The organism is Paenibacillus sanguinis 2301083 = DSM 16941 (assembly GCF_000374825.1).
In the GTDB taxonomy this organism is placed as follows: Bacteria; Bacillota; Bacilli; order Paenibacillales; family Paenibacillaceae; genus Fontibacillus; species Fontibacillus sanguinis.
This window is the reverse complement of the sequence record NZ_KB895378.1, coordinates 175,782-202,666: the sequence shown is the minus strand read 5'-3', so window position 1 is coordinate 202,666 and position 26,885 is coordinate 175,782. Positions and strand designations below refer to the sequence as shown.

General features: G+C 49.1%; 19 protein-coding genes. 9 read left to right on the top strand and 10 right to left on the bottom strand.

What is annotated here, in order from left to right; all coding sequences use genetic code 11:
- The first annotated feature begins 124 nt into the window (after positions 1-124).
- From C557_RS0106975 to C557_RS0106965, 3 genes are read left to right on the top strand one after another with little or no spacing between them, the layout of a single operon-like run.
- Positions 125-4,417 carry a PA14 domain-containing protein gene (locus C557_RS0106975; RefSeq protein WP_018751125.1) on the top strand — a complete coding sequence of 1,431 codons (4,293 nt, stop codon included), beginning with the start codon at positions 125-127 and terminating at the stop codon, positions 4,415-4,417.
- Positions 4,414-6,081: an S-layer homology domain-containing protein gene (locus C557_RS0106970; protein WP_018751124.1), complete on the top strand. Its 1,668-nt coding sequence runs from the start codon at positions 4,414-4,416 to the stop codon at positions 6,079-6,081. The genes C557_RS0106975 and C557_RS0106970 overlap by 4 nt, the downstream gene beginning before the upstream one ends.
- Before the next feature lie 48 nt (positions 6,082-6,129).
- Entirely contained in the window at positions 6,130-11,469 is a 5,340-nt protein-coding gene (locus tag C557_RS0106965) for a glycoside hydrolase domain-containing protein (RefSeq protein WP_018751123.1), read from the top strand.
- A 74-nt stretch (positions 11,470-11,543) separates the two neighbouring features.
- On the opposite strand, the gene C557_RS0106960 is transcribed toward C557_RS0106965, so the two are convergent.
- From C557_RS0106960 to C557_RS0106920, 9 genes are all read right to left on the bottom strand, one after another.
- Positions 11,544-12,293, bottom strand: a complete 750-nt coding sequence (locus C557_RS0106960) for a GTP pyrophosphokinase (RefSeq protein WP_018751122.1) — start codon at positions 12,291-12,293, stop codon at positions 11,544-11,546.
- 152 nt (positions 12,294-12,445) lie between these two features.
- Positions 12,446-13,261 (bottom strand): ABC transporter permease, encoded by an 816-nt coding sequence (locus C557_RS0106955; RefSeq protein ID WP_205621596.1) that lies wholly within the window; start codon positions 13,259-13,261, stop codon positions 12,446-12,448.
- A gap of 13 nt (positions 13,262-13,274) precedes the next feature.
- Positions 13,275-14,066 (bottom strand): ABC transporter permease, encoded by a 792-nt coding sequence (locus C557_RS0106950; protein ID WP_040676519.1) that lies wholly within the window; start codon positions 14,064-14,066, stop codon positions 13,275-13,277.
- Positions 14,050-14,973: an ABC transporter ATP-binding protein gene (locus tag C557_RS0106945; RefSeq protein ID WP_018751119.1), complete on the bottom strand. Its 924-nt coding sequence runs from the start codon at positions 14,971-14,973 to the stop codon at positions 14,050-14,052. Before C557_RS0106945 ends, C557_RS0106950 begins: the two co-directional genes overlap by 17 nt.
- 132 nt (positions 14,974-15,105) lie before the next feature.
- Positions 15,106-16,029 carry a sensor histidine kinase gene (locus C557_RS0106940; RefSeq protein ID WP_018751118.1) on the bottom strand — a complete coding sequence of 308 codons (924 nt, stop codon included), beginning with the start codon at positions 16,027-16,029 and terminating at the stop codon, positions 15,106-15,108.
- A 3-nt stretch (positions 16,030-16,032) separates the two neighbouring features.
- Positions 16,033-16,734, bottom strand: coding sequence for a response regulator transcription factor (locus C557_RS0106935; protein ID WP_026263350.1), 702 nt, complete (start codon positions 16,732-16,734; stop codon positions 16,033-16,035).
- A 56-nt stretch (positions 16,735-16,790) separates the two neighbouring features.
- Positions 16,791-17,204 (bottom strand): hypothetical protein, encoded by a 414-nt coding sequence (locus C557_RS0106930; protein WP_018751116.1) that lies wholly within the window; start codon positions 17,202-17,204, stop codon positions 16,791-16,793.
- Between the two features lie 250 nt (positions 17,205-17,454).
- Positions 17,455-17,718 (bottom strand): spore coat protein, encoded by a 264-nt coding sequence (locus tag C557_RS0106925; RefSeq protein ID WP_018751115.1) that lies wholly within the window; start codon positions 17,716-17,718, stop codon positions 17,455-17,457.
- Positions 17,719-17,733: 15 nt separating this feature from the next.
- Positions 17,734-17,919: a hypothetical protein gene (locus C557_RS0106920; protein WP_018751114.1), complete on the bottom strand. Its 186-nt coding sequence runs from the start codon at positions 17,917-17,919 to the stop codon at positions 17,734-17,736.
- 282 nt (positions 17,920-18,201) lie between these two features.
- On the opposite strand from C557_RS0106920, the gene C557_RS0106910 reads away from it, so the two are divergent.
- On the top strand, positions 18,202-19,923 hold the full coding sequence (locus C557_RS0106910; RefSeq protein ID WP_018751112.1) for a methyl-accepting chemotaxis protein: 1,722 nt from the start codon (positions 18,202-18,204) through the stop codon (positions 19,921-19,923).
- A gap of 82 nt (positions 19,924-20,005) precedes the next feature.
- Here the strand turns inward: C557_RS0106910 and C557_RS0106905 are convergent, their stop codons facing one another.
- On the bottom strand, positions 20,006-20,923 hold the full coding sequence (locus C557_RS0106905; protein WP_018751111.1) for an aldo/keto reductase: 918 nt from the start codon (positions 20,921-20,923) through the stop codon (positions 20,006-20,008).
- A 227-nt stretch (positions 20,924-21,150) separates the two neighbouring features.
- Between C557_RS0106905 and C557_RS0106900 the strand changes: the two genes are divergently transcribed.
- The 5 genes from C557_RS0106900 (at position 21,151) to htpG (ending at position 26,875) form a co-directional block, all read left to right on the top strand.
- The gene (locus C557_RS0106900) at positions 21,151-21,462 is read left to right on the top strand and encodes a DUF1806 family protein (protein ID WP_018751110.1); all 312 of its coding nucleotides are present in this window, start codon (positions 21,151-21,153) and stop codon (positions 21,460-21,462) included.
- Positions 21,459-22,190, top strand: a complete 732-nt coding sequence (locus tag C557_RS0106895; protein ID WP_018751109.1) for a PIG-L family deacetylase — start codon at positions 21,459-21,461, stop codon at positions 22,188-22,190. Before C557_RS0106900 ends, C557_RS0106895 begins: the two co-directional genes overlap by 4 nt.
- 218 nt (positions 22,191-22,408) lie before the next feature.
- Positions 22,409-23,701 (top strand): sensor histidine kinase, encoded by a 1,293-nt coding sequence (locus C557_RS0106890; protein WP_018751108.1) that lies wholly within the window; start codon positions 22,409-22,411, stop codon positions 23,699-23,701.
- Positions 23,698-24,876 carry a substrate-binding domain-containing protein gene (locus C557_RS0106885; protein WP_018751107.1) on the top strand — a complete coding sequence of 393 codons (1,179 nt, stop codon included), beginning with the start codon at positions 23,698-23,700 and terminating at the stop codon, positions 24,874-24,876. The genes C557_RS0106890 and C557_RS0106885 overlap by 4 nt, the downstream gene beginning before the upstream one ends.
- A 118-nt stretch (positions 24,877-24,994) precedes the next feature.
- Positions 24,995-26,875, top strand: coding sequence for a molecular chaperone HtpG (htpG, locus tag C557_RS0106880; protein ID WP_018751106.1), 1,881 nt, complete (start codon positions 24,995-24,997; stop codon positions 26,873-26,875).
- Positions 26,876-26,885: the final 10 nt, after the last annotated feature.

Below are 26,885 nucleotides of genomic sequence, written 5' to 3'. Positions count from 1 at the left end.
TCTTAAGCAGGGTTTGTTTTTACAGAAAGTTAACCTGTCCTTTACGAAGCATGAATTGAATGAAAATGCAAGGAGGCTTATCATTCTTAGGTCATCACAGTTTACTATTGGAGGGGAATAGGGAGTGAAAAGAAGGATCACATTGGCAAGTCGCATACTTGCCATAATCGTGCTGGTAACCTCGTTGTTGTCTGCGGGGTATATCCCTGCTCCGCGAGTTCAGGCAGGGAATGGAGAAATGAATGTATTTGCCGGTACGGACGTAACAGCTACGTCGATCGGGGAACTGCCTGGCTATGGCCCCGATCAGGCTATTGACGGCGCCCTGGACAGCAAATGGAGCTATGAGGGGGAGCAGCTGCCTGATAGTCAAAGTCCCTATTGGTTGAAGATTGATGTTGGACAAGCTGCTACAGTACATCAATTTGTACTGGCGCATGCAAGTGCGGGCGGAGAGGAGCAGGAAGCCGATACCCGGGCCTTTTCCATTGAGACAAGCACCGACGATGTGCACTGGACGCCAGTCGTTACCGTGACTGATACCACCTATGGTGTATCCGGCGGCATATCCACGCATGAATTGAATGCACCGGTAACGGCGCGTTATTTCAAATTGAATATCACCGAGCCTGGGGACAAGGACGGAGACGGGAACGCAAAGGATGTAGCAAATATTTATGAATTTGCAGCTTATGGCACATTAGCGGTCGATGAATCGGGCGTTCCTGTGCAAGGAATTACACTCAATAAGCAACGTTTACAAATGGAAATAGGGCAATCAGAACGATTGACAGCGCAAATTACGCCAGCAACGGCTACGAATGCAACGTATGTCTGGAGCTCGGACAACCCGGCGATTGCCGCTGTAGACGCGGACGGACTGGTGACAGCTGTCCAGGAAGGAACGACAGGCATCACTGTTACCTCTGTAGATGGAGGATACAAGGACTCCGCCCTGGTTACGGTTGGGAATCCGATTGCAGCGGTTACTGATGCATCTACGTTGATTGCCAAAAATAGCGAATGGTCTTATCTGGATGACGGTTCTGATCAAGGAACAGCTTGGAGAGCCAGCCATTTTGATGATAGTGCTTGGAACAAGGGCGAGGCATCTCTGGGGTATGCCAGCAGCAGCAAGCCACAGCCCAATACGGTCATCAGCTATGGCCCGGACGGCAGCAACAAATACATCACCACCTACTTCCGCAAAAGCTTTGAGGCAGCAGATGCTACAGCAATCAAGCAGTTGCAAGGCAATATTATTCGTGATGATGGTGCAGTGGTGTATTTGAATGGGACGGAAGTGTTCCGTACGGAGAATATGCCCGCAGGGGAAATTACTTATAACACAACGGCTACCAATGCCATCGGCGACGAGCGGGATGAAGTTCCTTTTTCGATCAATCCCTCATTGCTGGTTAACGGCACGAACGTGATTGCCGTCGAGGTACATCAGGACCGTGGAGCAAGCTCGGATGTATTCTTCGAGCTGGACCTGCGTGGCGATACTAGCGAGCCACCGGTGATCACGGCTGATCAAGGACTGCTGGGCCAATATTACCTGGGAATTAAAGAGGATAACTTTGCATTTGGCGCCCTCAAGTCTACCGTAGTAGATCAGCAGATTAATTTTACCAATCTGGACCCGATTTTGCAGACTAGAACAGGTGTGCAGGACAATGCGAATATTCGCTGGACCGGACAGCTGATGGTGCCGGAGACTGGTGATTATACATTCTATATGATGGGTGATAACGGGTTTAAGCTTTGGATTGATGATAAGACCGTTATTGATCATTGGGTCAATGATTGGGACAAGGAACAAACAAGTGCACCGGTCAGCCTTGAAGCAGGCAAGAAATATAGCTTCCGGGTAGACTACTTTGAAGATTTCGGAGGCTCTAACCTGTATTTGCGCTGGTCCTCGGACAACCTGTCCAAGGAAATCGTTCCGGCCTCCGCTTTCTATTTACCAGAAGGCTACAATGGTCCAATTGCCGGGGAAGTTGGCATTAACGGGCTGGACTTGACATTAAGCCTGACATCCGAGCTGGACAGCTTGCCAACAAATTTGCATTCTCACTTGAGCATTCAGTCAGGTGAACGGAAAATAGCTGTTCAAAATGTGGAAATAGGCGATCATCCTGACCAATTGAAACTTAAGTTAGTGGAGCCCGTCAAGGAAAATGCCTTTGTTGACGTCACGTATGATGGTCAAGGCGGGATGAAGTATATTTCGGGGGCCAGCATATCCAAGTTTACGTTTAGCCCTGAAAATAGGGCGGCCAACTATGCGCCTATCGCCATTGCTATGTCCTTCTACAAGGACCCTATGACCAAGCGTTCTTTTGCCTGGTATACCAAATATGATAATCCGGAACATGCCCCGGACAATGCCAAGGACAGTATTGTGGAGGTCGTTCCCGCAGGAGGCCAATTCGGCAGCCCTGATGTGATGCGCTTTGTGGGAGACCCCGAGGATACGAAGGTATTAGATCTGGAAATTACTCGTTCCACAAGAGGGATGTTTATCAGCCATAAAGTACTGTTGGAGGGACTGACTCCAGGCGCTTCCTATCAATATCGTGTTGGCAGTGACGGGAACTGGAGCGATATCGGGACGTTTACGATGGAGAGGGAAGGGGAACTGGATTATGAATTCCTCTATCTCACGGACTCGCAAGGTGCTAGTAGTCATGACTATCAAGTATGGGCGGATACATTGAAGCAAGCCAGAGGGGATTACCCCAATGCCAAGTTCATGATCATGACGGGTGACCAGGTGGATGCTGGTTCGCTAGAGAGTCAATGGCTTGACTACTTTGGCAAGCCGCAGGATACGTTAATGCACCTGCCGATCATGGCGGCTGTCGGGAATCATGAAGGTCCTTACAACGATAACTACTATCATCATTTCTATTATCCTAACGATTCTATTGATGACCCGCTTCCTCCGGGCAGTGTTTACTCATTTGACTACGGAGATGCTCATTTTATGGTGCTTAACACGATGGATATGGGATGGGATCAGCGGCAGCGCGAATCGTTCAAGCAGCAAATCGCTTGGTTAGAACGGGAAGTTGCGCAAACAGATAAGAAGTGGAAAATCGTTGCTTTCCATAAAGCGATTTATTCTGTAGGCGGACACTCTGATGAAGCAGAGATTTATGAGCTGAGAGATATGCTATATCCCGTGTTTGATGAGCTAGGCATCGACGTGGTGCTGCAAGGGCATGACCATACGTATATGAGATCACATCAAATGTATGGCGATAAACCTGTTAAGGATCTGACCCTGGATGAGGACGGCAATCCGGTGAATCCTGGCGGTACCATGTATATCGTCAACAATGCATCCGGGACCAAATATTACGGGGTAAACCAAGGCATCGACAAATCCTATGCAGCTTATTTTGAGCAACGCAATTTACCGGTATATTCAGGAATCAAGATGACGAAGGACAGCTTTACTATTGACTCCTACCGTGCTGGGGAAGAACAACCCTTCGATAGTTATACAATTGTTCGTACCGATGAGAAGCCGAATCCGGTAAGGAATTTGAACGCCGGGAAAACGGGGGATGGAAAATGGGCTTTGACATGGATGCAGCCCAAGCTGAAAGATGCGAAGGATGCCGTCCGCGGTTACCGAATCCATGAGGTCAACGGCAAGCTTGGCATGAACTGGAGTCTGTATATCCCGGCGGAAGCCAATAAAAGTGTATACCAGTATATCTTCGAGAACATCAATGCCGATGAGGTCTACGAATTTGCTGTAACGGCCGTGGATCAGCGGGATAATTCGGAGCCGATGCTGGTTAAAACCGAAGGCAATGCGGCAGCTTCTCCAATTCATCCGGTAGTCGACGATGCCCTCAATACCTTTGGTTGGGGGAATGCGCCGGGCTTCAATCAGGTCTCCAATTATGAATACACCAAGGATGGCGGGGCAACCTGGCAACCGGCTTCAGCTAATCCGATACTGATCGGTGAAGGAAAGTATCCGGCGGGTCGTGTAGGAGTCCGTGTTAAAGCCGGGGCTGTGTCTGGGCTGAAGGCCAGTGCGCCACTCTTCTCCGACTTGCCATTTACCAATGACATTTATCGTCTGGAAGGTACGCTGACTTCGGGGGATCAACTCAAGGCCAGTGTAACGGTAGATCGATTCACGGAGTACGACGGAGATGCGATTGTGGTGTTCCAATTGATGAACGGAGATACGCCAGAGCTGATTAATGCGATTCCGATCAAGCCGGAACAAATAACGGTCTCCCAGTATTTCAACGTCCGTGGAGACAACTATAAAGTGAAGGTATTTGTATTCGATCGGTTTGATGGGGATTTGAATGTGCCTGACAAACTGGCCGCGCCATTGCTGCTTGAGGAAGGGACAGAAAGAGAGGACAAAACTTCGTGAAAAAATATATCGCAGGTTTGTTAGTGTTGTTGTTCGCACTTTCACCGATTTCTGTGTTCGCGGCAGATGCGTTTACGCTGACGCTTAACGCTAATGAAGTACGCTGGGGTGGAACGCTTACCCTCTCCGGCACGGTCCCGGAACAGTCCGGGGGCAATGTGAATGTGAAGATTGTCAGTCCTGCACAGACCGTTTTATATGTGGATGTACTCTCTGCCGTGGATGGCATGTACTCCGCAACTGTAGGGATTCCCGACAATCAGGACCTGGCTCCTCTGGGACGCTATACCGTAATAGCGGGCTACGGTGAAGCGAATCAAACGGCAAGCTTCTCTATCGTCAGTGGAAGCAAACCTGGCGACGGCGGTGGGTCTTCACCAGGTTCAGGCTCGGGAGGAGATTCGGGATCAGCCCCGACCCCTTCAGTCCCGAGTCCTCCACAGGCTCCGAGGCCGGATGACACGGGCATTCCGCCTCAAGCGGGCGAAGCCAGCGGCTCTACGACACGCCCAGAGCTTGCGGCAGATGGGCGATATCTCGTTGGTCGTGACACACTCGCCAAAGCGGCCGAACAAGCACAAGGCGGTGCCGTGACCATCTTGCTGCCTGCTGCGGCAGGGGAAGCCGGCACAGCGTTGGAGCTGCCCGCGACTTCGGTTAGCGAGCTGAACAAGCGCAACATCGGCCTGGTCATTACGACAGACAACCGGACAGTCAGCCTTCCGGCTGGAGCCTTAGCTGTATCCGGGGATGCATCCTCCCGGATTCGCATCGTAGTGAATGCTTCCTGGTCGACGGAAGCCCAAGCGACGGTCAATCAGTCGCTTGAATCCGTCACGGATTATAAAGCTACGGGCGTTGTGTTGTCTGTCATTGTACAGGTTATTTCGGGAGATCGAGTTCAGGAAATCCATCAACTTGACCGTCCTGCCAAGGTTTCTATTCAATTAACGCCGGAGCAGGAGCAACAGATCTTTGCAAGACTGGCTGGCGTTTATTATGTGGACGGCCAAAGTGCGAAATATGTGCCAGGCCAGCTGCAGAATGGTACTTATACTTTTATGGCTGAGCATTTCTCGTATTATACAATCTTGGAATATGACAAATCCTTTGTTGATTTGCGTGAACACTGGGCAGAGCAAGCCGTGAAGGGCTTGGCCGCCAAGCATATCGTCACAGGCGTGGACGACCGACATTATGCCCCTAACCGCGGCATCACCCGCGCCGAGTTCGTTACATTGATCGTGCGCGCTGTCACCGTTCAGCAAGCGGCTGATGGACAGACGGTGGAGATGAATGCTGCGCAGGCCAACGCGTTCAGAGATGTCTCATCCGACCGCTATTATGCTCAGCCTGTAGCGCAAGCTGTGAAATTGGGCATCGTGACGGGCTACAACGGAGCTTTCCGTCCTAATGAGTCTATTACACGGGAGGAAGCCGTGGTTGCTTTGGTTCGTGCGGCAGAAGTGATGGAAGCAGCAGCTAGAGCAGAGGGTGGTAAGGCTCCGTCCTTTGCCGATGCAAGCCAGATTTCGGCCTGGGCAACTGAAGCGGTGGGTTGTGCCTTCACCCAAGGCTGGATTCAAGGCGACGGCAGCCGATTTAACCCGAAAAATGCGGTAACCCGTGCAGAAGTAGCAGTGATGGTAGAGCGGCTTTTGTAAACGCGTATTGCGTATGGACAACAATGAAAGCGAGGGGAACGAAACGCAATGGGGAAGAAGATAATCTCGGTACTCATGACGATGATGCTGTTATATGGATTGACGGAATCGTTATTTGCCAATGGTATCATGTCGGCTGCAGATCTACGGGTCGCGGCCGCCGCTGCCGGCGGAGGGACAGCTACGGAGAACGTAGCGTTAAATGCCAAGGTAACGGCCTCCGGTCAATGTAATAATAATGAGAACGCCAGATTTGCCGTTGATGGTAAAAATACTACGAAATGGTGCGACAATACCAATGCGGACATCAAATGGCTGAAGCTGGATTTGGGCCAGCCCTATACGATCAACGAGTGGGTGGTCGTCAATGCTGGAATCAATGAGGGGAACAGCCCTTTTTTGAACACTAAAAATTTTCGATTGCAAAAAAGTACCGATGGCGTAACCTGGACTGATGTTGATGTGGTGCAAAACAACGCCCAAACGATTGTAGACCGTTACCTGCCCAAGCCGTTTACGGCTCAATATGTACGGCTATACATCAGCAAAGGAGCATATGATTCCAACACGGCGCGTCTATATGAATTGGAATTGTATGGGGTAGAGTCCGGCCAAACCCCGGCATATCCGCCAGTTAATCTGGATCCGGTTGATTACGTAGATCCGTTCATTAACACACTGGGGGATAATGGACAAACCAATCCAGGTCCTTCCACCCCATTTGGGCTGGTATCCTTGGGTCCGGATGGCGATGGGGGAGCCTTTAGCGGCTATTATTATCAGGACAAGAATCTGAAAGGCTTCTCTCATCTGCGCTTTAGCGGCGCCGGATGCAGCGGGGCAGGCGGGAACATCCTGATGATGCCTCAGACTGGCGATTTTACGAATGACAGTGCGAAATACAAGCAGCCCTACGACAAGAAAAGCGAACAGGCCTCTGCCGGGTACTACGCAGTGAACCTGGAGTCAGGTGTTAAAGTAGAACTGACCGCCTCCGACAATGTGGGCTTTCACCGTTATACTTTCCCGGATGGCGCAGCTTCCCGATCTGTACTCGTCGATTTGTCCAACTCCTATGCAGGGATGCTTGATGCTGACCTCAATGTAGAGAATAACCGGGAAATTTCGGGTATGGTCAAGTCCAAAAATGTTTGTGGACATGGCTACTATACGATGTATTATTCGATTGAGTTCGATCAGGATTTCCAATCCTATACGTCATGGAAGGATGGAGATCAAGGACAAGTGGCCTCACGCTCCGGCAGCAATACCGGCGTGTGGGTGAGCTTTGATCCGGCAGCTTCCGGCAACGTGGTACAAGCCAAAGTGGGCCTGTCTCCAGTTAGTATGGAGCAAGCCAAATACGAGCGAGATCATGACATTGCTGACTGGAATTTTGCAGGGCAGCATGACAAGATTCGAGCGACCTGGAATGACTTGCTGAGTAAGGTTGAAGTGACTGATGCGGATGAAGAGAACAAGCGGATCTTCTACACGCAGTTATATCACACTTATCTCCATCCCAAGAACGTAACTAGCTCTCAAGGCACGTTCCGGGCAGCCCGGGATGAGAACAATGTTCGTCAAGCCTCCGAGCTTGGAGATGATTTTGAATATTACAATGGCTGGGCAACGTGGGATGATTTCCGTAAATATGCCCTGTTCTCTGTACTAAATCCACAAGAATACGAGAATATGGTCAAATCGCTGGTTGATCTGTATAAGACTCGTGGCGAATACTCGCAATGGGGCAGTGGTTATTGGCCTAGCCCTACCGTCCGTAATGAGTTTAACGGGGCGGTTGTACTTGATGCGTACGCCAAAGGATTTACGGATTTTGATGTTTACACGGCGCTAAAAGGGATGGGCGTGGATGCTGATAACTTCGGTGATCAGGACAAAGTATCCGGTCAATTGGAGAAAGCCAGAAGCGGCTATTTCCCGATGAAGCTGGCCGAAATGGTTGGCGATAAGACTACGTATGAGAAGTACAAGCGTATAGCACAGTCCTATCAGGATCTGTGGAATCCGGAGCAAGTAGATGAGAACGGTCAGAAATTAGGCTTCTTTACCCCTAATGGAATGATGGTTGAAGGCCAAGAGGTTACCTCTGTGGGCAAATATGCTTATCAAGGCAATCTGTGGCAGTATCGCTGGTCAGCGATGCAGGATATGAAAGGTCTCGCTGGCCTGATGGGCGGCAAGACGGAAATGGCCAAGCAGCTGGTAGATTTCTTTGAACGCGATGAATATATGGCCATTAACGAAACGGATCTGGATGCGCCTTATTTGTTTAACTATTTGGGTTACCCTTATCTGACCCAATATTATGCCCGCCAGTTCACAACGGAGGTAGTGACCCAGAAGTATCATAACCACGGGGCTTACAACTATCCGCTAAAATCTCGGGTATACCGGGCGGATCCGGAAGGCTATTTGCCGTCTATGGATGACGACGCAGGGGCAATGGGTTCATGGTTTGTCTATAGTGCCATGGGGCTGTTCCCGGCGAACCCGGGGGATGCCGCCTTCCTGATCGGATCACCGATCTTCTCGGAAGTCAAACTGCATGTAGGCAGCGGCAAAACGTTTACGATTCGGGCGAACGGGGTGTCCAGCCAGAACCGGTTTATTCAATCCGCCCAACTCAACGGCAAGGATCATGACCAGGCTTGGATCAGCTACGAGGATCTCATGGCTGGCGGGACCTTGAACCTTGAAATGGGTTCCGAGCCGAACATGGCTTGGGGCGCCCTGAGCAAATCAGCTCCGCCGATGACCGACTATGGCAACGCGGTGGATGATACGCTGGCTCGCCAAGAGCTATTAGCTCCTGGTTCGCAATGGAAGTACTATGATAAAGGGCAACTGCCTGCGGATAACTGGAATGCTGTAGATTATGATGATAGCGCCTGGGCTTCCGGACAAGCTCCGCTTGGTTACGATAATACTGGCTATGCCAAAACAAAGGTAGGATACGGCCCGGATGCAGGAAATAAATATCCAGCAACGTATTTCCGCCAAAGCTTTGAGATTTCAGATACTCAAAACGTTAAGGATATATTGGAGCTAAACGGTACGCTTATTCGCGATGACGGCGGAGTGGTGTATTTGAACGGGCAAGAGGTGTTCCGCACCAACATGCCTGACGGCCCAATTGGTTATTCAACCTATGCCAATGTGACGGTCAATAATGAGCGCGACCGTGTGGCATTCCGTATTGACCCTTCGTTGCTGGTGAAGGGGACTAACGTTATCGCTGTGGAAATTCACCAATCCGGGGGCACTAGCTCGGATATTGCCTTTGATTTGGGCTTGGAAACGCTGAAGCAATTGGTTAGTTCTCCGGCACCAACGCATCCCGTAGTGGATGATCAGGCGAACACCTTTGGCTGGACGGCAGTACCTGGGTTTGAGGCTGCTGCGGATTACGAGTTCACGACCGATGGCGGCAAGAATTGGACGGCGGCTTCCGCCAATCCACAAATCGTGGGTCCGGGAGCTTATGAAGCTGGACAAGTGCAGGTTCGGGTCAGAAGTGACGTAAATACAGGTCGTGGCCCTGGTGAACGCTTGGTATCCGATCAGAAATATACCTCTGATATCTTGTGGGATGTCTTTGACCTGACAGCACAGGTGAATCGGAAGGGCAACATGAAGGTGGATATTGCCGGCAGTCTGAAGGGAGCTTACGTGGATGAAGCCGTGGCGGTCATTCAACTGATGCATAACGGTGAGACAGTGATGTCCAGTGCCGTTCCTGTAGAGACGGGCGCCTTTGATTTAACGCAGGCATTTAACGTAAGCTCCAACAGATATCAGGTGAACGTATACCTGGTCGATGCTTATAAGGGCAACATTTATAATTCGGTGTGGTTGGCAGAGCCCATTGTTTCACAGCCGGAGGAGAATCCAAATCCGAATCCAAACCCTGAGCCTGGTGAGCCGGGCGAGGAAGGATTGCCGGAGCCAATTCCGGTGCCGATCCCGGAGGTTGAACTTCCAGAGGAAGCCGTGGAGCCACCGGCACCCGTAGAAGATCCAAGCATCATCCAGTTTGAAAAATACAGTTCGGCTAGTTCGGACAAAAATACGTTCAATAACAATGGCCTTGGTACAGAACAAGGCAATACCGGGGATGTTGTTAAGAATACCTTCGACGGCGCCTGGCTGTCCTACAGCATTGATTTTGGCAGCGAGGGAGCCAATCAAATCAAGGTGGAATATGCGGCTCCATCCAATCGGGTTCCGGCGGACGCCATGCTTGAATTCCGCTTAGGCAGCCTGGATGGAGAGATCGTGGGGACGGTAAATCTGCCGCATACCGGTGGCTGGAATCAATATTCGACGGTTACAGCAACCTTGTCCAAGGTGATCACAGGCACACAGGAGCTTTTCATTGTAATGAAGGGAAGCACAACAAGCGATCACCCGTACATCGGCAACTTTGACCGCTTGATCTGGAGCTACCAGAAGCTCAGAACGGATTATGCCCAGTTAGAGCTGGAGAATTACGATGAGTGGTCCACTGATGTCAATCCGCACAATAACGGGCCTTTGAAGACAGAAAATGCGGGGGGCGGGTACTCAAGCAAGCAAGTGGCCAATACCTTTGACGGCGCCTGGCTGGCCTATAAGAGTATGGATTTCGGCACAGAAGGTGTGAATCAATTCTCTGTGCGGTATGTGGGCAACTCAGGAAATACGGCTGCCGATTCCCGCGTTGAGATTCGCTTGGGTGGAATAGACGGTACCCTTGTGGGCACGGTAGCTACGCCGCCTACCGGCAGCGGTTGGGGAAATTATGCAACAGTAAATGCTGAACTGACACAGACCCTGACTGGAGTCCAAGATGTCTATCTGGTGCTGAAGGGGTCAACCAGCGGTACGTATAAATACATCGGTAATTTCGAGAGCGCGAGCTTCTCTTTCAAGACACCGCCGCCTCAAACCATTGTAGAATTTGAGGAACGCAGCAGTTGGTCTAACGAACAGAGCACTTTCGGTAAGGGCGGCTTAAAAACCGAACCCAATAACGGAGGCACTGTGGTGAATAACACCTTTACCGGGGCGTGGCTTATTTACGAGAAGGTTGATTTTGGGACCGAGGGTGTAAATCATATCGGAATCGAATATGATGCCCCTACAAATCGGGTTCCTGCGGATGTAGTCGCAGAAGTTCGTCTCAATGATAAGGATGGAGCGCTGATTGGAGAAGTTGCATTGCCCAACACAGGCGGAGGCTGGGGAAATTACAAAATAGCTGAAGCCTCGCTCAATCAGTTGATGACCGGCGAACAGACGATTTGTATTGTGCTGAAAGGCTCCACTACCAGTAGCTTGTCTTATGTAGGGAACCTGGATCGCATGATTTTCTCCAATAAATAAACGCAACTTACACAAAAAACAAGCAGAGCGCTCATGGCTCTGCTTGTTTTTGTGTTATGGCCGAAAATCCGGCCCTATTCTTCCCCCGATAGCAGGCGCAACAAATTCTGTGGAATATTCAGTTTCTGATTGTCGATCAGCAACTGAAATTCGCTGTCATTGTCAGGCTGATTAGCCAGCTTGATCTCTTCCATTTCGCGCTGAAGCTGCTCCATTTTCATATCCAGTTCATAGGCGGTGTCAGCCGCTGTCTTCAAATCCTGGAGCAGGCGCTCTGGAACAGACTCATTATATTTATAGAAAATTTTATGCTCCAGACTGGCCCAGAAATCCATGGCAATCGTACGAATCTGAATTTCTACGCAGACCATTTCTTCCCGGTCGGACATGAACACGGGAACCTCCACCAGCATATGCAGGCTTTTGTAGCCGTTGGGCTTGGGATTCTTAATGTAATCCTTAATGGAGATGATCGTTAAGTCCTTTTGCGCTTGCAGCATGCGGCTAATACGATAAATGTCCGATACGAACGAGCAGGTAATTCGCAACCCCGCGATATCATGAACGTGGCTCTTGATATCCTGCAGCGAGGTGGCGCCACCTTTACGATAAATTTTTCGCATAATGCTCTCGAGCGATTTAATTCGCGATTTCGTGTGCTCAATAGGGTTATAGTCATGCAATAGCTGAAATTCTTCCTGCAAAATCTCGATTTTGGTCTCTACTTCCTGCAAGGCGAATTTGTACAACATAATGAACCGGGTCAGCGATTTTTGCAAAGCCTTCATTTGTTCCAAGGGAGTGGAACCGGTTTGGTTAATCATATGTGCTCTTCCGTCCTTCATGCTTTAGAATATCAAAATAAGTAGCTAAGACAATTATAACTTAAGTGAGGGTATAGATTCCAGAAAGGTGAGGATGAAGAAGAGCACTCCTCTGCGTACAGAGCCTTAATGCTGATTCTGCTGATATGGGATTATCGGCCTCGTTGTCCCGTTCGGAGGAACAGCCCGGCTGACTTGGCTTTTTTAGGCCTGGAGGCTGTCTGCGGCGGGCTTGTGAGCGCTGCTATCAGGATTGAAAGCACAAGCATGGCAGTCAAAGATAATACGGATAAAGCAAGATTCCCCGGTTCAGAAGTATTCATGAACGTTCCTGTGTCGAATCCAATCACCGTCAGTCCAGACAGGATTGGGTACAGGCTGCGCAACGTAACATCTTTAATGAACATGGAGCAGTAGCCGAAGAGAAATGCAGCGACCACACCCCCCATATAAATTCCCGGTTTCCTGCTGGTAAAAGCGATGATGGGCAGGGTGGCTATATAGGTGAATAATGATATTCCCAGCATCTGAACAAGCCCAGTAAATATAACCCCCGCATCAAGCCCGGCAATACCGGAAAATAAGCCGACAAGCAGGGTGACTGCATAGCTATAGAAGCCAAACAGCATACTTAAAATCCCCATAGCCAGCAGCTTCCCAAACAGCAAACGCTGGAAGCTTACCGGGACAGGCAGAATGCTTTTCAGTGTGTTGTCCGTGTATTCCCGATGGATAAGCGAACCGCCGATCAACGTAAAAATGACGGGCATGAAGATCGTCACACTGTTCCAGATCGAGCTGTTCATCAAGGCCGCAAAATCAAAATTCTGCACCTTGCCTTCCTCGGTTATAACGGCCTGCGTAAATACGGACAGAATGGCAGGAAAGGCCATGCCGATCAACCCGATCAGCAAAATATGAAGCCGTTTTAATTTACTGAATTCTGTTTTGACAAGGCTGAGCATCATAAATCCCCCTCTCTTATATCTGTCTGCGCTGATAGATGCGGATCATTAGAAATATACAAATTGCCGCTTCGATCAGCAGGACGCCAAAGCAGGCAGATGTTGGTGCAAAATATGGGCTGAAACGATGGTAAAATGCGGTCTGTATTTCACCAACCGGAGCACCAAATTGGTAAAGCCAGCGAAAAATCATGGGAATTGGCATCAGCGTTCCGGCATTGAAGCCCAGAGGCTTCATCAGAATGGCATCACTTAAATGCATGCCAAAATTCAGCAGGGTGTAGAAGAATACAATAATGACGGAAAGGACATAGCTCTTGTTGAACCAGATGACCAAAATGATGCAAGGGAGCGCCGCAGCCCATAGAAGCACCCCCGTCGCCGCTGTTAATGCAAGTTGCAGCAGAAAATCTGTCAGCGGAATATGCTGTAAAACCGTAATCCCCATGCTGATGGCAAATCCGACGATCTGAAATGCAACAGAAAAAATCAGCAGCACCAGCAGCTTGACCAACACGAGTCGTTTTTGTGAAATGGGGATGCAAAGCAGGTTTTTGAGAGTATCACTGTCCTGCTCGAAAAAAAACAGGTTAGCTGCCAGTATAACCAGCAAAGGCATCAGCAATAAAAAGCCGCTGTCCTCGCGAACAAAGCTGAGCATATCAGCAAAGCTTACCTCTGCAAATCCCGTAACCAAAGCCGCTCCCAAAATGGGAAAAATAAAGGCAGCCAGCAGGGCAAAGGAAAATAGTTTCTTCCGCTTCAGTTTTACAAATTCACAGACCAGCAGGTTACGCAATGCCTTCACCCCCGGTTATACGCTTGAAGTAATCCTCCAGAGTATCTTCACAGGTGTGTGCTTCGGATACCTCCAATCCGTTTTCAATAAAAGCACGGTTGAGGGCAGCCACGGACAATTTGTTATCATACAGGCGCAGACTGTGATCATTTTCCACGATAAAGTTTTTGGCTCCGAAGCTTTTCTCCACAATTCTGGCTGCCTGCGCTGTGTCGGAGACGACGAAATGAATGTATTTGCCGTTTTTCTCCTCCAGCTCGGCAAGACTTTCTTCCTCCAGCAATACGCCGTGGTCGATAATACCGATGTCATCTGCCAGCAAGGATATCTCGGAAAGAATATGGCTGGAGATCAGAATCGTTTTTCCCCTGGCATCGCACAATTCCCGGATAAAGGAGCGCACCTCGGCAATGCCAATCGGGTCTAGCCCATTGATCGGTTCGTCCAGGATCAGCAGCTCCGGATCATGCATAATAGCCAGGGCAATCGCTAAACGCTGCTTCATGCCTAGAGAGTATTGGGCAAACAGCTTCTTATCGCCGTAGGGCAGCCCGACAACCTCCAATGCGTCCTTGACGGCAGTTCGCTTGGAAACCCCTCTGAGCTGAGCAAATATCTTCAGATTTTCGGTGCCTGTCAGGTTGGGATAGAAGCCTGGAGCTTCAATCAAGCTGCCGATGCGGGGCAGAATCTTTTTTTCATTTCCCTGAACACTTTTGCCGAATATCTGCACCTCTCCGGAGGTAGGCCGTGTCAGATTCAACAGCATTTTCATGGTCGTGGTCTTTCCGGCACCGTTTCTGCCGAGCAGGCCGTATATCCGGCCTTTTCTTACATGGATATTCAGATTGGCGACGCTTTTCTGTTCACCATATTGCTTGGTGAGATTTTTGGTTTCAATGATAAAATCACTCATTAGGAAGAGCCTCCTTTGCTTACTGGAACCACTTTATCATGCCAATCTTGCAAGAACCTTGCATCAACCTTGCGTCAACCTTGCAATCTCAATCTCCAAAAAACAAATCCCTGCCGGTTGACAGGGATTCTTTCAAGTACCAGAAGGAACGAAGAGAGTGAAAATCGTATATTGGTTTAGCTCACTTTGCACTGTGATCCGGCCATTCATTTTTTCCACCATCTGGCGGACAATGGCCAGACCCAAGCCGCTGCCCTTATCCGAGCGCCCTTTATCACATTTATACAGTCTTTCAAAAATATGCTGCAGCTCGGATTTTTCAATTCCGACCCCGTTATCGGTGATGCGGATTTCAACCTCCTGCTCCTGTTGCGTCATTTCAATTTTAATCTCTGTAGCTTGACTATGGTTTATAACGTTTTGCACTAGATTATTTATGATGCGGGCATAGCCGTCCAAATCTACTAGGGCGGGCAGCGGCTTTTCCGGGAGGTCGATTTCATAGCCTAGATTGTGTTCTTCAAAAAGGGGAATCCAGTCTTTCAGCAGATGACGTGTCAGCTCTGCAAGCTCCACCTGCTCGATGGATAAAGTAAACTCGCTGGAATTCAGCTTGAACCAGTCAAACAAAATGTCGATATAGTCCTTGAGATCATGTGCTTTACGCCGCGCAATTTCAAGGTAATCCTCACGCTCCTGTCCCGCGACAACCCCTCTGTGCACAGCATCCAGGTAGCCAAGCAACGTGGTAAGGGGGGTTCTCACATCATGAGACAGGCTGGTCATGAGCTGACGATTGGCTTCGTCCGCTGCTCGGAGCTGGGCAAGCTGTTCCTCGTATTTATAAACAATCGCGTTCATCTTAAAAGAAAGCTCCGCGGTCACCGCATTTTCTGCCGCAAGGATTTTGCGGTTTCCGTTTCCAGTCTGGATTTCACTCAGCGTCTCTGTCATGTCGCTAAGTTGCTGCTTTACACCGATTAGCTTAGCAGCGCACACTATAGCAAACACGAGGGCAAGACACAGCAGCAGGCCCAAAATGACATTCAGAAGCATCGTCTACACCTCCTTGTTAAAGCGGTAGCCAATGCCTTTTACCGTTTGAATATACAAAGGGGCGCCGGAGTCCGGTTCAATCTTTTTGCGAAGCCTGCTGATAATAGCCATGATGTTGCTGTCGTCATAGACATAAGGCTCGCCCCAAACTTCTTCATAAATCTGCTGCTTTGTTAGAATTCTTCCTTGATTTTTCGCACAAAAAAACAGCAGATCAAATTCTTTTGGCGGCAATTCAAACGTACCGTGAGGCGAAGTAACACTCCGGCTGTCAAAGTGGATGGTTAGCCCTTGGTACATCAGCGGCTGTGAATCATTCGCAGGAGAGCTGAAGCGGGTGTATCGGCGGATCAAGGAAATGATACGGGCAATCAGCTCCTCCATATCAAACGGCTTGGTTAAATAGTCATCTGCGCCTGCACGCAGCCCCTGTACCTTGGATTTGCTGTCATTTTTGGAGGTGAGCATCAGAATCGGGATGCTGCTGCTGCGTCTGATTTGCTCCATGGTGCGAAAACCATCCATTCCCGGCATCATCACATCTAAAACAACCAACTGATAATTGTTCTTCTCAAGCCGTGCAAGTCCGTCTGCACCGGAGTAGCAATAGTCCGCCTTGATGTTCTCCCTCGCTATACTTTGCTTGATTAAGGCACATAGCTCTTTATCATCGTCAATTATTAAAACATGGTAAGTCAAGTTCATTCTCCTTTTGCCTTTTATGGCTACTGCTTTTTGTCCCTTTAATAATTCCTATGAAATCACCGACCTGTCTGTCTGTCAACACAGCTTGATCCACAGAGCCTGTTGTGCGGGTGTCCGCCTGGAAATGGGGACCGTCCTATCCCTTGGCATGCTGGCTCGAGCTGTTCATCTAACAGCGCCTTCGCATCTACCGTGTCGTAAGGCTCCCCCGTGACAGGAGTAATGCTAACAAATACCTCCTCTGTCGCCCCGGCGAAGGCCCCGGATGGCAGTTTCAATTGGGCTAGCGCTGTATCTATGAAAAAATTCGCCTGTTGATGGTTTAAGTATAATGCTGCATTTCTTGAAAGCTTCATATGAGCTTCCGCCGTTGCTGTTTCTGCCGGGTATACCAGGCGAAGTACCCGTGCATCCCTGGACTGTATGTTTGCTTGAGCCTGTTCAAGCCCAATTTCTGCCCGATACTTCACAATGCCTTGCCTCCGGTGGGGATGGAGATGCCACCACAGTCATTGTTGCCGTATCGGACAAGCCGCCATAGGTGGTTGCCGTGACGGTCACGGTGCCGGGCATCCGTCTCGCTGCTTTCTGCAAAACCGGACAAACAAAAATGCTGAACGAGAATCTTTATATTTCCTCGTTCAGCATTTCTATTTTAGGACTATTGGACAGCCCCTTGTTGTACTCGTTATCTTGTTATCCGTTGCTGTGATGCGTGCCTTAGTGAGGTTGAGGTTGGCCGCTCAGTTGGGATCTGACCATCTGAATTTCTTCGTTATCCGCCATTTCGGCTGGCTGGTAATAGCCTTTGGAATGCGCCAGGTGATACAACTCGAATTGAGACTTTTCGCAATTGTCACGAATTTGCTGAATGGTCGATCTCAATTGCGGATTGGAGCATTCTGTAATTACACTGCTATACGTGGTAAGGCTGCTTTTGACCATATCTAATGTGTCATTAACCATATCTTTGTCCTGCATCATCTCGGTAGTTCCTCCCTAGTTTAGAAATGACATAAGCTGTTGTTTAGTGTTCATCGCGTCCTGGGCCGATTTTTGAAAATAGGCTTTGACTTGAGGGTCATTAGATTGCTGCGCATAGGTCAGCATCTTTTGGTTAGCGGTTTCATGGGCGCCAATCAGGTGCCGTAAGCTTTGCAATTCTTGCTGATTAAGTTGGGTCATGTCTCTTGCTCCTTTCGCTGTGGAATTCATTGGTTATTGTTTGCGAATTACGGACAATTATGCGGAAATTTTACTTCGTGGCTATAGCCCACCACTTTTATGTTAGAAGAATGTTAACGATTGAAAAGCAGCTATTAAAATAGTCACTGTAATTCCGCTGAACATTGTTAAAATTAGGAAGTAGCTTTATGAAAAAATATCCAATTTTTGGCATAAACGTACAACGATTTGGTATAAACGCACAACGATATGGAAAACAATTTACAAAGGTGGAATATATTCATGTCTAATTCAAATCAGTTGCGCTCCTTCAGGCTGTTCAGGTTCAAATCATTGACGACTAAACTACTTGCGCTGATTGTGCTGCTGATGGCGGTATGTGCCGTTTCATTTACCTTGGTATCTTACTACGAGGTGCAGAGATCCATGACCAGTCAGATGAAGAGCGACGGAACGACCCTGGTCACCAACATCAAGCGGGAAATTGCCGGCAATGAGATTGCCGGTTTGGAGGGACTGCAACAGATTTTTCAGACCATTCAGACAGAAAGTGCCGGGAATATTGTCTATGTTTCACTTTCCGATGCCAGCGGTCAGCTCATGGTGTCTAATGATAGCCGGGTGGAGCAGGAATCGGGTGAGCAGACAGATGCGACCGCTTCGGCTTCGGCGGCCAGTACAGAAGCGGATTTATCCGCAGTCATTACAGGACAGGAAATTCAGGGCAGCATTCTGGAAACGGCTAGTGGAGAGAAGGTCTACAACATTTCTACGGAGTTTACTTACAATGAGGAATTATCAGGAGCTTTGAATGTAGGGATATCCCTGGAGAGCATGTATGCGGAAATTCAGGAGGCCTTGCTGGAGACGATACTGATTTCTTTAGTGATTTTGCTGGTTGCCATGGGTCTGGGGTTATGGATGGCTCGCAAGATGGTTCGTCCACTCTCCATGATGTCAGCACGTATTAAAGAGTTCTCGACAGGAGATTTTACTGCTGAGTTCGTACATGACAGTCAGGATGAAATCGGTAAAATAGCTAAAGATCTGGCATATATGCGGACAACGCTAGGGGGCATGGTAGAGAATATCCAGCTTAGTGCCGGGCAGGTCTCTTCAGGCTCGGAACAGCTAGCGATTATGATTGAAGAGAGTGCGGCAGCGGCCAAGGAAATTTCAGCGGCTACGGATGCTTTAGCTGGTGGCTCAGGGGAGTTGGCTATGAACTCGCAGGAGGGCCTGGAACGGCTGAACCGGCTTGCTGCGGAAATTCATGCCTTGACGGAGCGCGCCGACCAGATGAAGGCACGTATGGAGGAGACGCGTGAAGCCAATCAAACCAGCATGAGCAGTATGAAGACATTGCAGCAGGCTATTCGTGATAATGCACAGGTCACGTTGGGGATTGAAGGGCAAGTGAATGATCTCAGCGCCAAATCCGAAGCGATTACCGAGGTGACTACGGTGATTAAGGGAATTGCCGAGCAGACCAACCTGCTGGCTTTGAATGCAATGATTGAGAGTGCGCGGGCAGGGGAGCAAGGTAGAGGCTTTGCCGTGGTTGCTGAGCAGATTCGCAAACTGGCCGATCAAACGACTGGCTCTGTGCAAGGTATTGAGAAAATGGCGCATGAGGTGGCTGAGGCCGTGGACAAGACAAGAGATCTGATGCAGCAGGGGGCGGAGGTTATCTCGCGAACCAGCGAGGTAGCTCGGGAAACAGGACATGCCTTTAAAAAGATTGATCTTACGGTTCATCAGATCATTGCAGAAATCCAAGGAGTAACCGATGGCATTGTCCAGGTTGATACTGACAAAAATGAAGTCATTACTACCATCGAAAATATCTCTGCCATTGCTGAGGAATCGACAGCAGCGACTCAAGAAATTTCTGCCTCAACGCAGCAGCAATTGGCCGGAATGGATCAGGTGAAGCATTCGGCTGCAGGCATGAAGAGCGTGGCAGATGACTTGAATCGACTGGTAGGCCAATTTAAGTTTTAACATCACGCAAGCTATGTAGTATAAATAAACGTTCCTCCAAGCAACCCCGAAACGGTTGTTGTGGAGGAACGTTTGTGTGGATTTATGGCAAAATATTGCCGGCTGCCCGGTAAATTTCATACCATTCTTCACGGGTCAAGCGAATGTCACCGGCTTTGACGCAGTCCTTCAACCGCTCTATGTTCATCGTTCCGATGATCGGCTGCATTTGAGCGGGATGACGCAGCAGCCAGGCCACGGCAATCGTGGTGTTGGATACGCCATATTTAGCGGCAATGCCGTCAATAGCTTGGTTCAACTCAGGGAATTTGTCGCTCCCGAGGAAGACGCCTTCAAAGAATCCGTATTGGAACGGAGACCACGGTTGAATCGTGATATCGTTCAAACGGCAGAAGTCCAGCACACTGCCATCACGGTTCACGGCCGAATGATTCTCCATATTCACATTGATGCCTGCGGAGATCATATTTGCGTTTGTAATGCTGAGTTGCAATTGATTGGCTACGATGGGCTGCTTGACGTACTTTTGAAGCAATTGAATTTGCATCGGATTCTGATTGGATACCCCGAAGTGCCGGACTTTCCCCGAGCTATGCAATTGATCAAAAGCCTCGGCTACTTCCTCTGGCTCCACCAGAGCATCCGGGCGATGGAGCAGCAATACATCCAGATATTCCGTTCTCAGGCGTTGCAGGATGCCGTCCACGGAGTTCAGGATATGTTCTTTGGAGAAATCGAAGAAGCCATGGCGAATACCACATTTTGATTGCAGAATGATATTTTCGCGAATAAGGGCGTTCATTTGAATAGCGTTCGCGAATATTTCTTCGCATGCCCCTGCTCCGTAAATATCGGCATGATCAAAGAAGTTGGCGCCTTCCTCAAGCGCAGCTTGCACGAAATGCTCGGCCTCGGCCTGGTCCAACGAATTGATCCGCATGCAGCCGACGGCAACAACCGGGACTTCCAGGGAAGTGGCTCCAAGTTTCATAGTTTTCATTTTATTGTCCTCCTGAAATAGTAGATTTACAGGCATCGCTATCGTTATGTAATAATTGTGTAAGCAGCTTTGACTCTACTCATTGTGACACAGAAGGTGGATGCGTTTCAAGCTGACGAGAGTGCAACCTGCTCCCTTGCGCTTGTGTATCCGGATCAGCGCGCTTAATATAATAACTGATGCTCAACAGACTTTCAGAATGAAGATGAAAAGGACTGTATGGAAGAATGAATCCTATCGAGAAGAAACAAGTAGAAATGATGCTAGGCCAGTTTGTAGGGGCGGATGTCTATGTGCATAGCGAGGCAACGTCTTATATGTTTGTCCGTAATTTCAAGATCAAGCTGACGGAAGCCTTTATTGCAGGAGAGGGGCCTTACCGTGTAGCGCTGCGCTATGATGGTCACGGCTGGTTGCGGATCGAAGGGCTTACTCATGCCGAATTGGATGAGCAGGGGCGGCTTCTGCTGGAGGGCTTTGATAATCTAGGCCGCATGGACGTGGCGTTGCATTTAGGAAAGGAGCCGTTCCCGGAATGAATATGGATAAAATGCAACATGGACACCGGCGTATGCTTGCTGTATTTGCTCATCCTGATGATGAGACATTTATTTGTGGCGGCACATTAGCCAAATATGCTTCCGAAGGTGTGGAAATTAAGCTAGTTAGCGCGACTCGTGGAGAGATGGGGCGCCGGATGGGCAATCCTCCTTATCTAAATCGCGAGACGATGGCGGCAGCAAGAGAAATGGAGCTGCGTCAGGCTTGCGATCATTTAGGCGTTAGTGGACTGGAATTCCTGGATATCCGAGACAAGACCGTTGAATTCATAGATGAGGAATGGCTTGTTGGCCAAATTGAGCAACTGATGAAGGACTTTCGGCCAGATGTCGTGTTGACCTTTCACGAGACTTTGGGTGGCCATCCGGATCATTGTGCCATCGGCAAGGTTACGACAAAGGCATTCCGCCGTGCAGGGCAAGGAAATTTGTATTTTATCTCCTTCGGGGATCGCATGCTGCAGCCGGAAAGATATGGTTATACCGCTCAAGATATCGTTGCCGTAGATGTACAGGCTTGCTTGAAGGCTAAATTGGCGGCATTCCGTGCTCATCGCTGTCAGTCCGAGATCGATGAATGGGTATGGCAGCGAGATGACCAGGCACTACGGCATTTTGGACGTTATGAGTATTTTATTCGTGGCAGTCGGCCGCAGGTTAGCGTCTCGTCTATGGAGAATGATCTGTTCACTCCAGTCCTGATGTAAGATAACACACCTTCCTTTACAAGAACATTTTTTGTTACAGGTGGATAACGAAGAAAGCAAAGACTGAAGACTATGACGGTTCCTAGGGGGTCCCGACCGGCTTCAGCCTTTTTTAGTTTTTGTAGCGGCTGGAAGAAGGGTTTAGGGGAGGAAATATGGAATAAACAGGATATACATAAACGGGCGAGAACTTGTTCTGCCCCTGAAGGGTGAATGGCATGTTTTATTTGAAGGAATTAATTTTGCAATTGTTCTTTGCCCATATGCCGTTTGTGATGTTTCATGTGTTCTATCGTGATCAGCCTCGGAATTACACACCCAATTTCATTGTAGTCACAAGTATGATCTGCCTGTTTCTGTCCATGACGTTCGGAACGAGTGTGGTGGAAGGCTATTTCTACGATACTCGCTACATTATTATGTTCTTCGGTCTGATATTTGGCGGGCTGCAAACGGGGCTTGTGCTGCTTGCGGAATTTATTCTGTACCGCTTGTATCTCGGGGGCGCGGGAACGTTGTTGGCTTTGCTGACGATCCTGGTTATTTTTCCCGTCTCCTATCTTCTGTCCAGATTCTATGCGCGTGTGGAGCGTAAGCGGGTGGTCACCTCCAGCGCGGGTTTGCTTTTCGCGATTGTCCCTATGGTTCTGGTATATTTGGAAAATCCAGTTTTGTTTAACAACCATCTGTTCTTTCATCTAGTTTGGGTTCCTTTGCACAATATGCTGGGATGCTGCTTGCTCATCAGCTTGTTCCGTAAAGCAGTAGCAGATAAAGAGCTATTCATCAATTATGCACAAAATGAGCGGGTTCGCGCGGTAAGTCATATGGCAGCTTCGCTGGTGCATGAGGTGCGCAATCCGTTAACCGCTGTCAAAGGCTTCCTGACCTTGATTCGCGAGGGAGCCACTGACCGAGGAAGAACGGAACGGTATATTGAGATTTGCATGAGTGAGCTCGCCCGGACAGAGTATATTTTATCGGAGTATCTGGCCATTTCCAAGCCGATTGGGAACAAGCTGCTTCCAACGGATTTGGGGCACTTGCTGAGCATTACCAAGGACGTGATGAGCCCCTATGCCAACATGCATAATGTGCTGCTGGAGATCGAGCATCCAGAGGAACGGGTATGGATACTGGCTAATCCTGACAAGATGAAGCAGGTGCTCGTCAATTTTATCAAGAATGCCGTGGAGGCCTGTGCCGAGGTGCCGCAAGGTCAAGGCAAGGTGTCCCTGGATCTGCAAATGGCGGCTCGCAAGGTGACGTTGACCATTAGGGATAATGGAATTGGCATGTCGGAGGAACAGGCCAAGCGGCTGGGCTCTATCTATTTCTCTACCAAAGCAAGCGGCACAGGGCTTGGGATGACCTTCTCTTATCAGCTTATATTGTCGCTGGGGGGCAGCATATCCGTGAAGAGCGCACCGGGAGTCGGGACGGAGTTCAACATCAGCCTGCCAGTTTATGCTCGGAGTGATGAGAACCTCAAGGAGGAACTGGAAGCATGAATACATCTTACGGGTCACTGGTAGTCAAAATAATTATAGCCTTGCTTCTGGGGCTTGTCATTCTGGTCTTTGGACTGGTGGGCTCCATCTTTGTTTCCTTATTTGGCGGAGCCTTATTTTATGGAGCGTTGATGCTAGCTCTGACCGGAGTAGCTATTCTGTTTACCTTCTTCTACCTGTTCATTCCCCCTTGGCATCGTCGCAAGCTGCATATCTCGTTAATGGCTGCTGTGCTGCTGATGGGCCTAGCGTCGGCGGGCTATGAGATTCGTCTAGCCTATCATAACAGTATCCCTGTTGTGAGCGATCAGGAGGTGGATATGGAACAGTATCGACCCTTCATGGATCACGGAAATCTGGCGGAATTAGAGGAGCCTTCGACCTTGAAGCTAACCTCTGATTTGCCGCGAATGGATGGGGCGACCGCCTTGTACCCACTCTATGCCGCTTTTGCCCAGGAGGTATATCCCAACAGGAATTATCCTCTCTATGATAGCGAGGTCTCACTTACTCAAACCCCGGAAGCCTACAAGCGTTTGATCAAGGGTGAAGTAGATATCATTTTTGTAGCTCCACCTTCCGAAGGACAGAAGTCTATGGCTCGCAGGAACGGCCGCGAGCTTAAGCTAACCCCGATCGGCCGTGAAGCCTTCGTATTCTTCGTTAACGGAGAGAATCCGGTAGAAGGTTTGACAACCGAGCAAATCCGCGGTATCTACTCCGGGGAGATCACCCGATGGAACCAGGTGGGTGGAGGAGATAAGGCGATTCGCGCCTTCCAGCGCCCGGAGGATAGTGGCAGCCAGACGATGCTTGAGCGGATAATGGACGGCCGTAAGTTGACCGATCCCCCTCGTGAGAACAGGGTTTCTGGCATGGGTGGAATCATCAAGCAAACGGCGGATTATCGTAATTACAAAAATGCGCTGGGTTTTTCATTTCTGTTCTATGCCACAGAGATGGTGCGGGACGGGGACATCCGGCTCTTGTCTATCGATGGTGTGATGCCTGAACGAACTACTATAGCCAATGGCGAGTATCCGCTAGCAACTGAATTTTATGCGGTCACGGCGGGAAGCGACAACCCCAATATTGATCCCTTGATCGAATGGATTTTGTCGCCCCAAGGGCAGGAGCTGGTGGAGCTAACCGGTTATACGCCACTAAATCCATAGAGCAAGTATTGACACGTTAAGGGTGTATCGATAAACTTGAAATTGGGAATTAGCACTCTTGCTAATAGAGTGCTAATATAGGGTTATAGATTATGATCTGTGGAAGGAGATTAGCTTAATGGCCAAGAAGCAGTTTAAAGCCGAATCCAAGAGATTGCTGGAAATGATGATTAACTCCATTTATACCCAACGGGAGATTTTTCTACGAGAGCTGGTGTCCAATGCCAGTGATGCCATTGACAAGATCTATTATCGCGCATTGACCGATGACAATCTGGTATTCAATAAGGATGACTATTTCATTAAAATCTCGGTGGACAAGGCAGCGCGTACATTGACGATTTCCGATACGGGGATTGGCATGACCAAGGATGATCTGGAGAACAATCTGGGCATTATCGCGAACAGCGGCTCCTTTGCCTTCAAGAACGAAAATGAGCTGAAGGACGGTCACAATATCATTGGCCAATTCGGTGTGGGCTTCTATTCCGCCTTTATGGTGGCTGATGTTGTTACCGTTATCAGCCGCGCGCTGGGAAGCGAGGAAGCCTACAAGTGGCAGTCGCAGGGTGCAGACGGCTATACGATTGAAGCCTGCGACAAAGATACGGTCGGCACGGATATTATTTTACAGATCAAAGAGAATACCGAGGATGATCAATACGATGAATACCTGGAAGAGTATCGTTTAAAATCCATCATCAAGAAATATTCCGACTTTATTCGTTATCCGATCAAGATGGATGTGACGAGCAGTCGTCCAAAAGAAGGCGCTGAAGGCGAATACGAGGAATACACGGAAGAGCAAACGGTTAACAGCATGGTGCCAATCTGGCGCAAGAACAAGTCCGAGCTGACGGACGAGGATTACGAGAACTTTTATATGGAGAAGCGTTACGGGTTTGACAAGCCGGTATCCCACATTCATATCAAAGCGGATGGCGCGGTAGTTTATAATGCTATTCTTTACATTCCGGAGAATACGCCGTTCGACTACTATACCAAGGAATATGAGAAGGGCCTGGAGCTTTACTCCAACGGCGTGCTGATCATGGATAAATGTGCCGACCTGCTGCCGGACTATTTCAGCTTTGTCAAAGGGATGGTGGATTCCGAGGACTTGTCGCTGAACATTTCACGCGAGATGCTTCAGCATGACCGTCAGCTTAAAGCCATTGCAAAGAACATTCAAAGCAAGATCAAAAGTCAACTGCAAAGCTTGCTGAAGGACGACCGGGAGAAATACGAGAAATTTTATGCTTCGTTTGGCCGTCAACTTAAGTTCGGTGTCTATAATGACTACGGCATGAACAAGGAAGTGCTGCAGGACCTATTACTGTTCACATCGTCCAAGGAGAAGAAGCTGATCTCGCTGGATGAATACGTATCCCGTATGCCGGAGGATCAGAAGTATATTTATTATGCAGCCGGCGAATCGGTGGAACGTCTGGAGAAATTGCCGCAAACTGAACTGGTGGCCGATAAAGGCTACGAGATTCTGTACCTGACCGATGATATTGACGAATTTGCCATCAAGGTCATTCTGAAATATAAGGATAAGGAATTTAAATCTGTATCCAGCGGGGATCTGGGCATCGAGGCCGATACGGCTGAAGAGAAGGCAGACACCGAGGAGAACCAGGAGTTGTTCACCGCCATGAAGGACTTGCTGGGCGATAAGGTTAAGGAAGTCAAGGCTTCCAAACGTCTGAAATCTCACCCGGTGTGCCTCTCCACAGAAGGTGAATTGACCATCGAGATGGAGAAGGTATTGAATGCCATGCCAAATGCTGGCGGACAGGCGGTAAAGGCGGACAAGGTCCTGGAGATCAATGTCAACCATGACGTATTCCAGTCCCTGAAGAAGGCCCATGAGACCGATAAGGAGAAGCTGAGTCTCTATACCAGCCTGCTATACAATCAGGCCTTATTGATTGAAGGGTTGCCGGTGGGGGACCCGGTTGAATTTACGAATGATATTTGCAAAGTGATGGTATAATCTAAAGTAA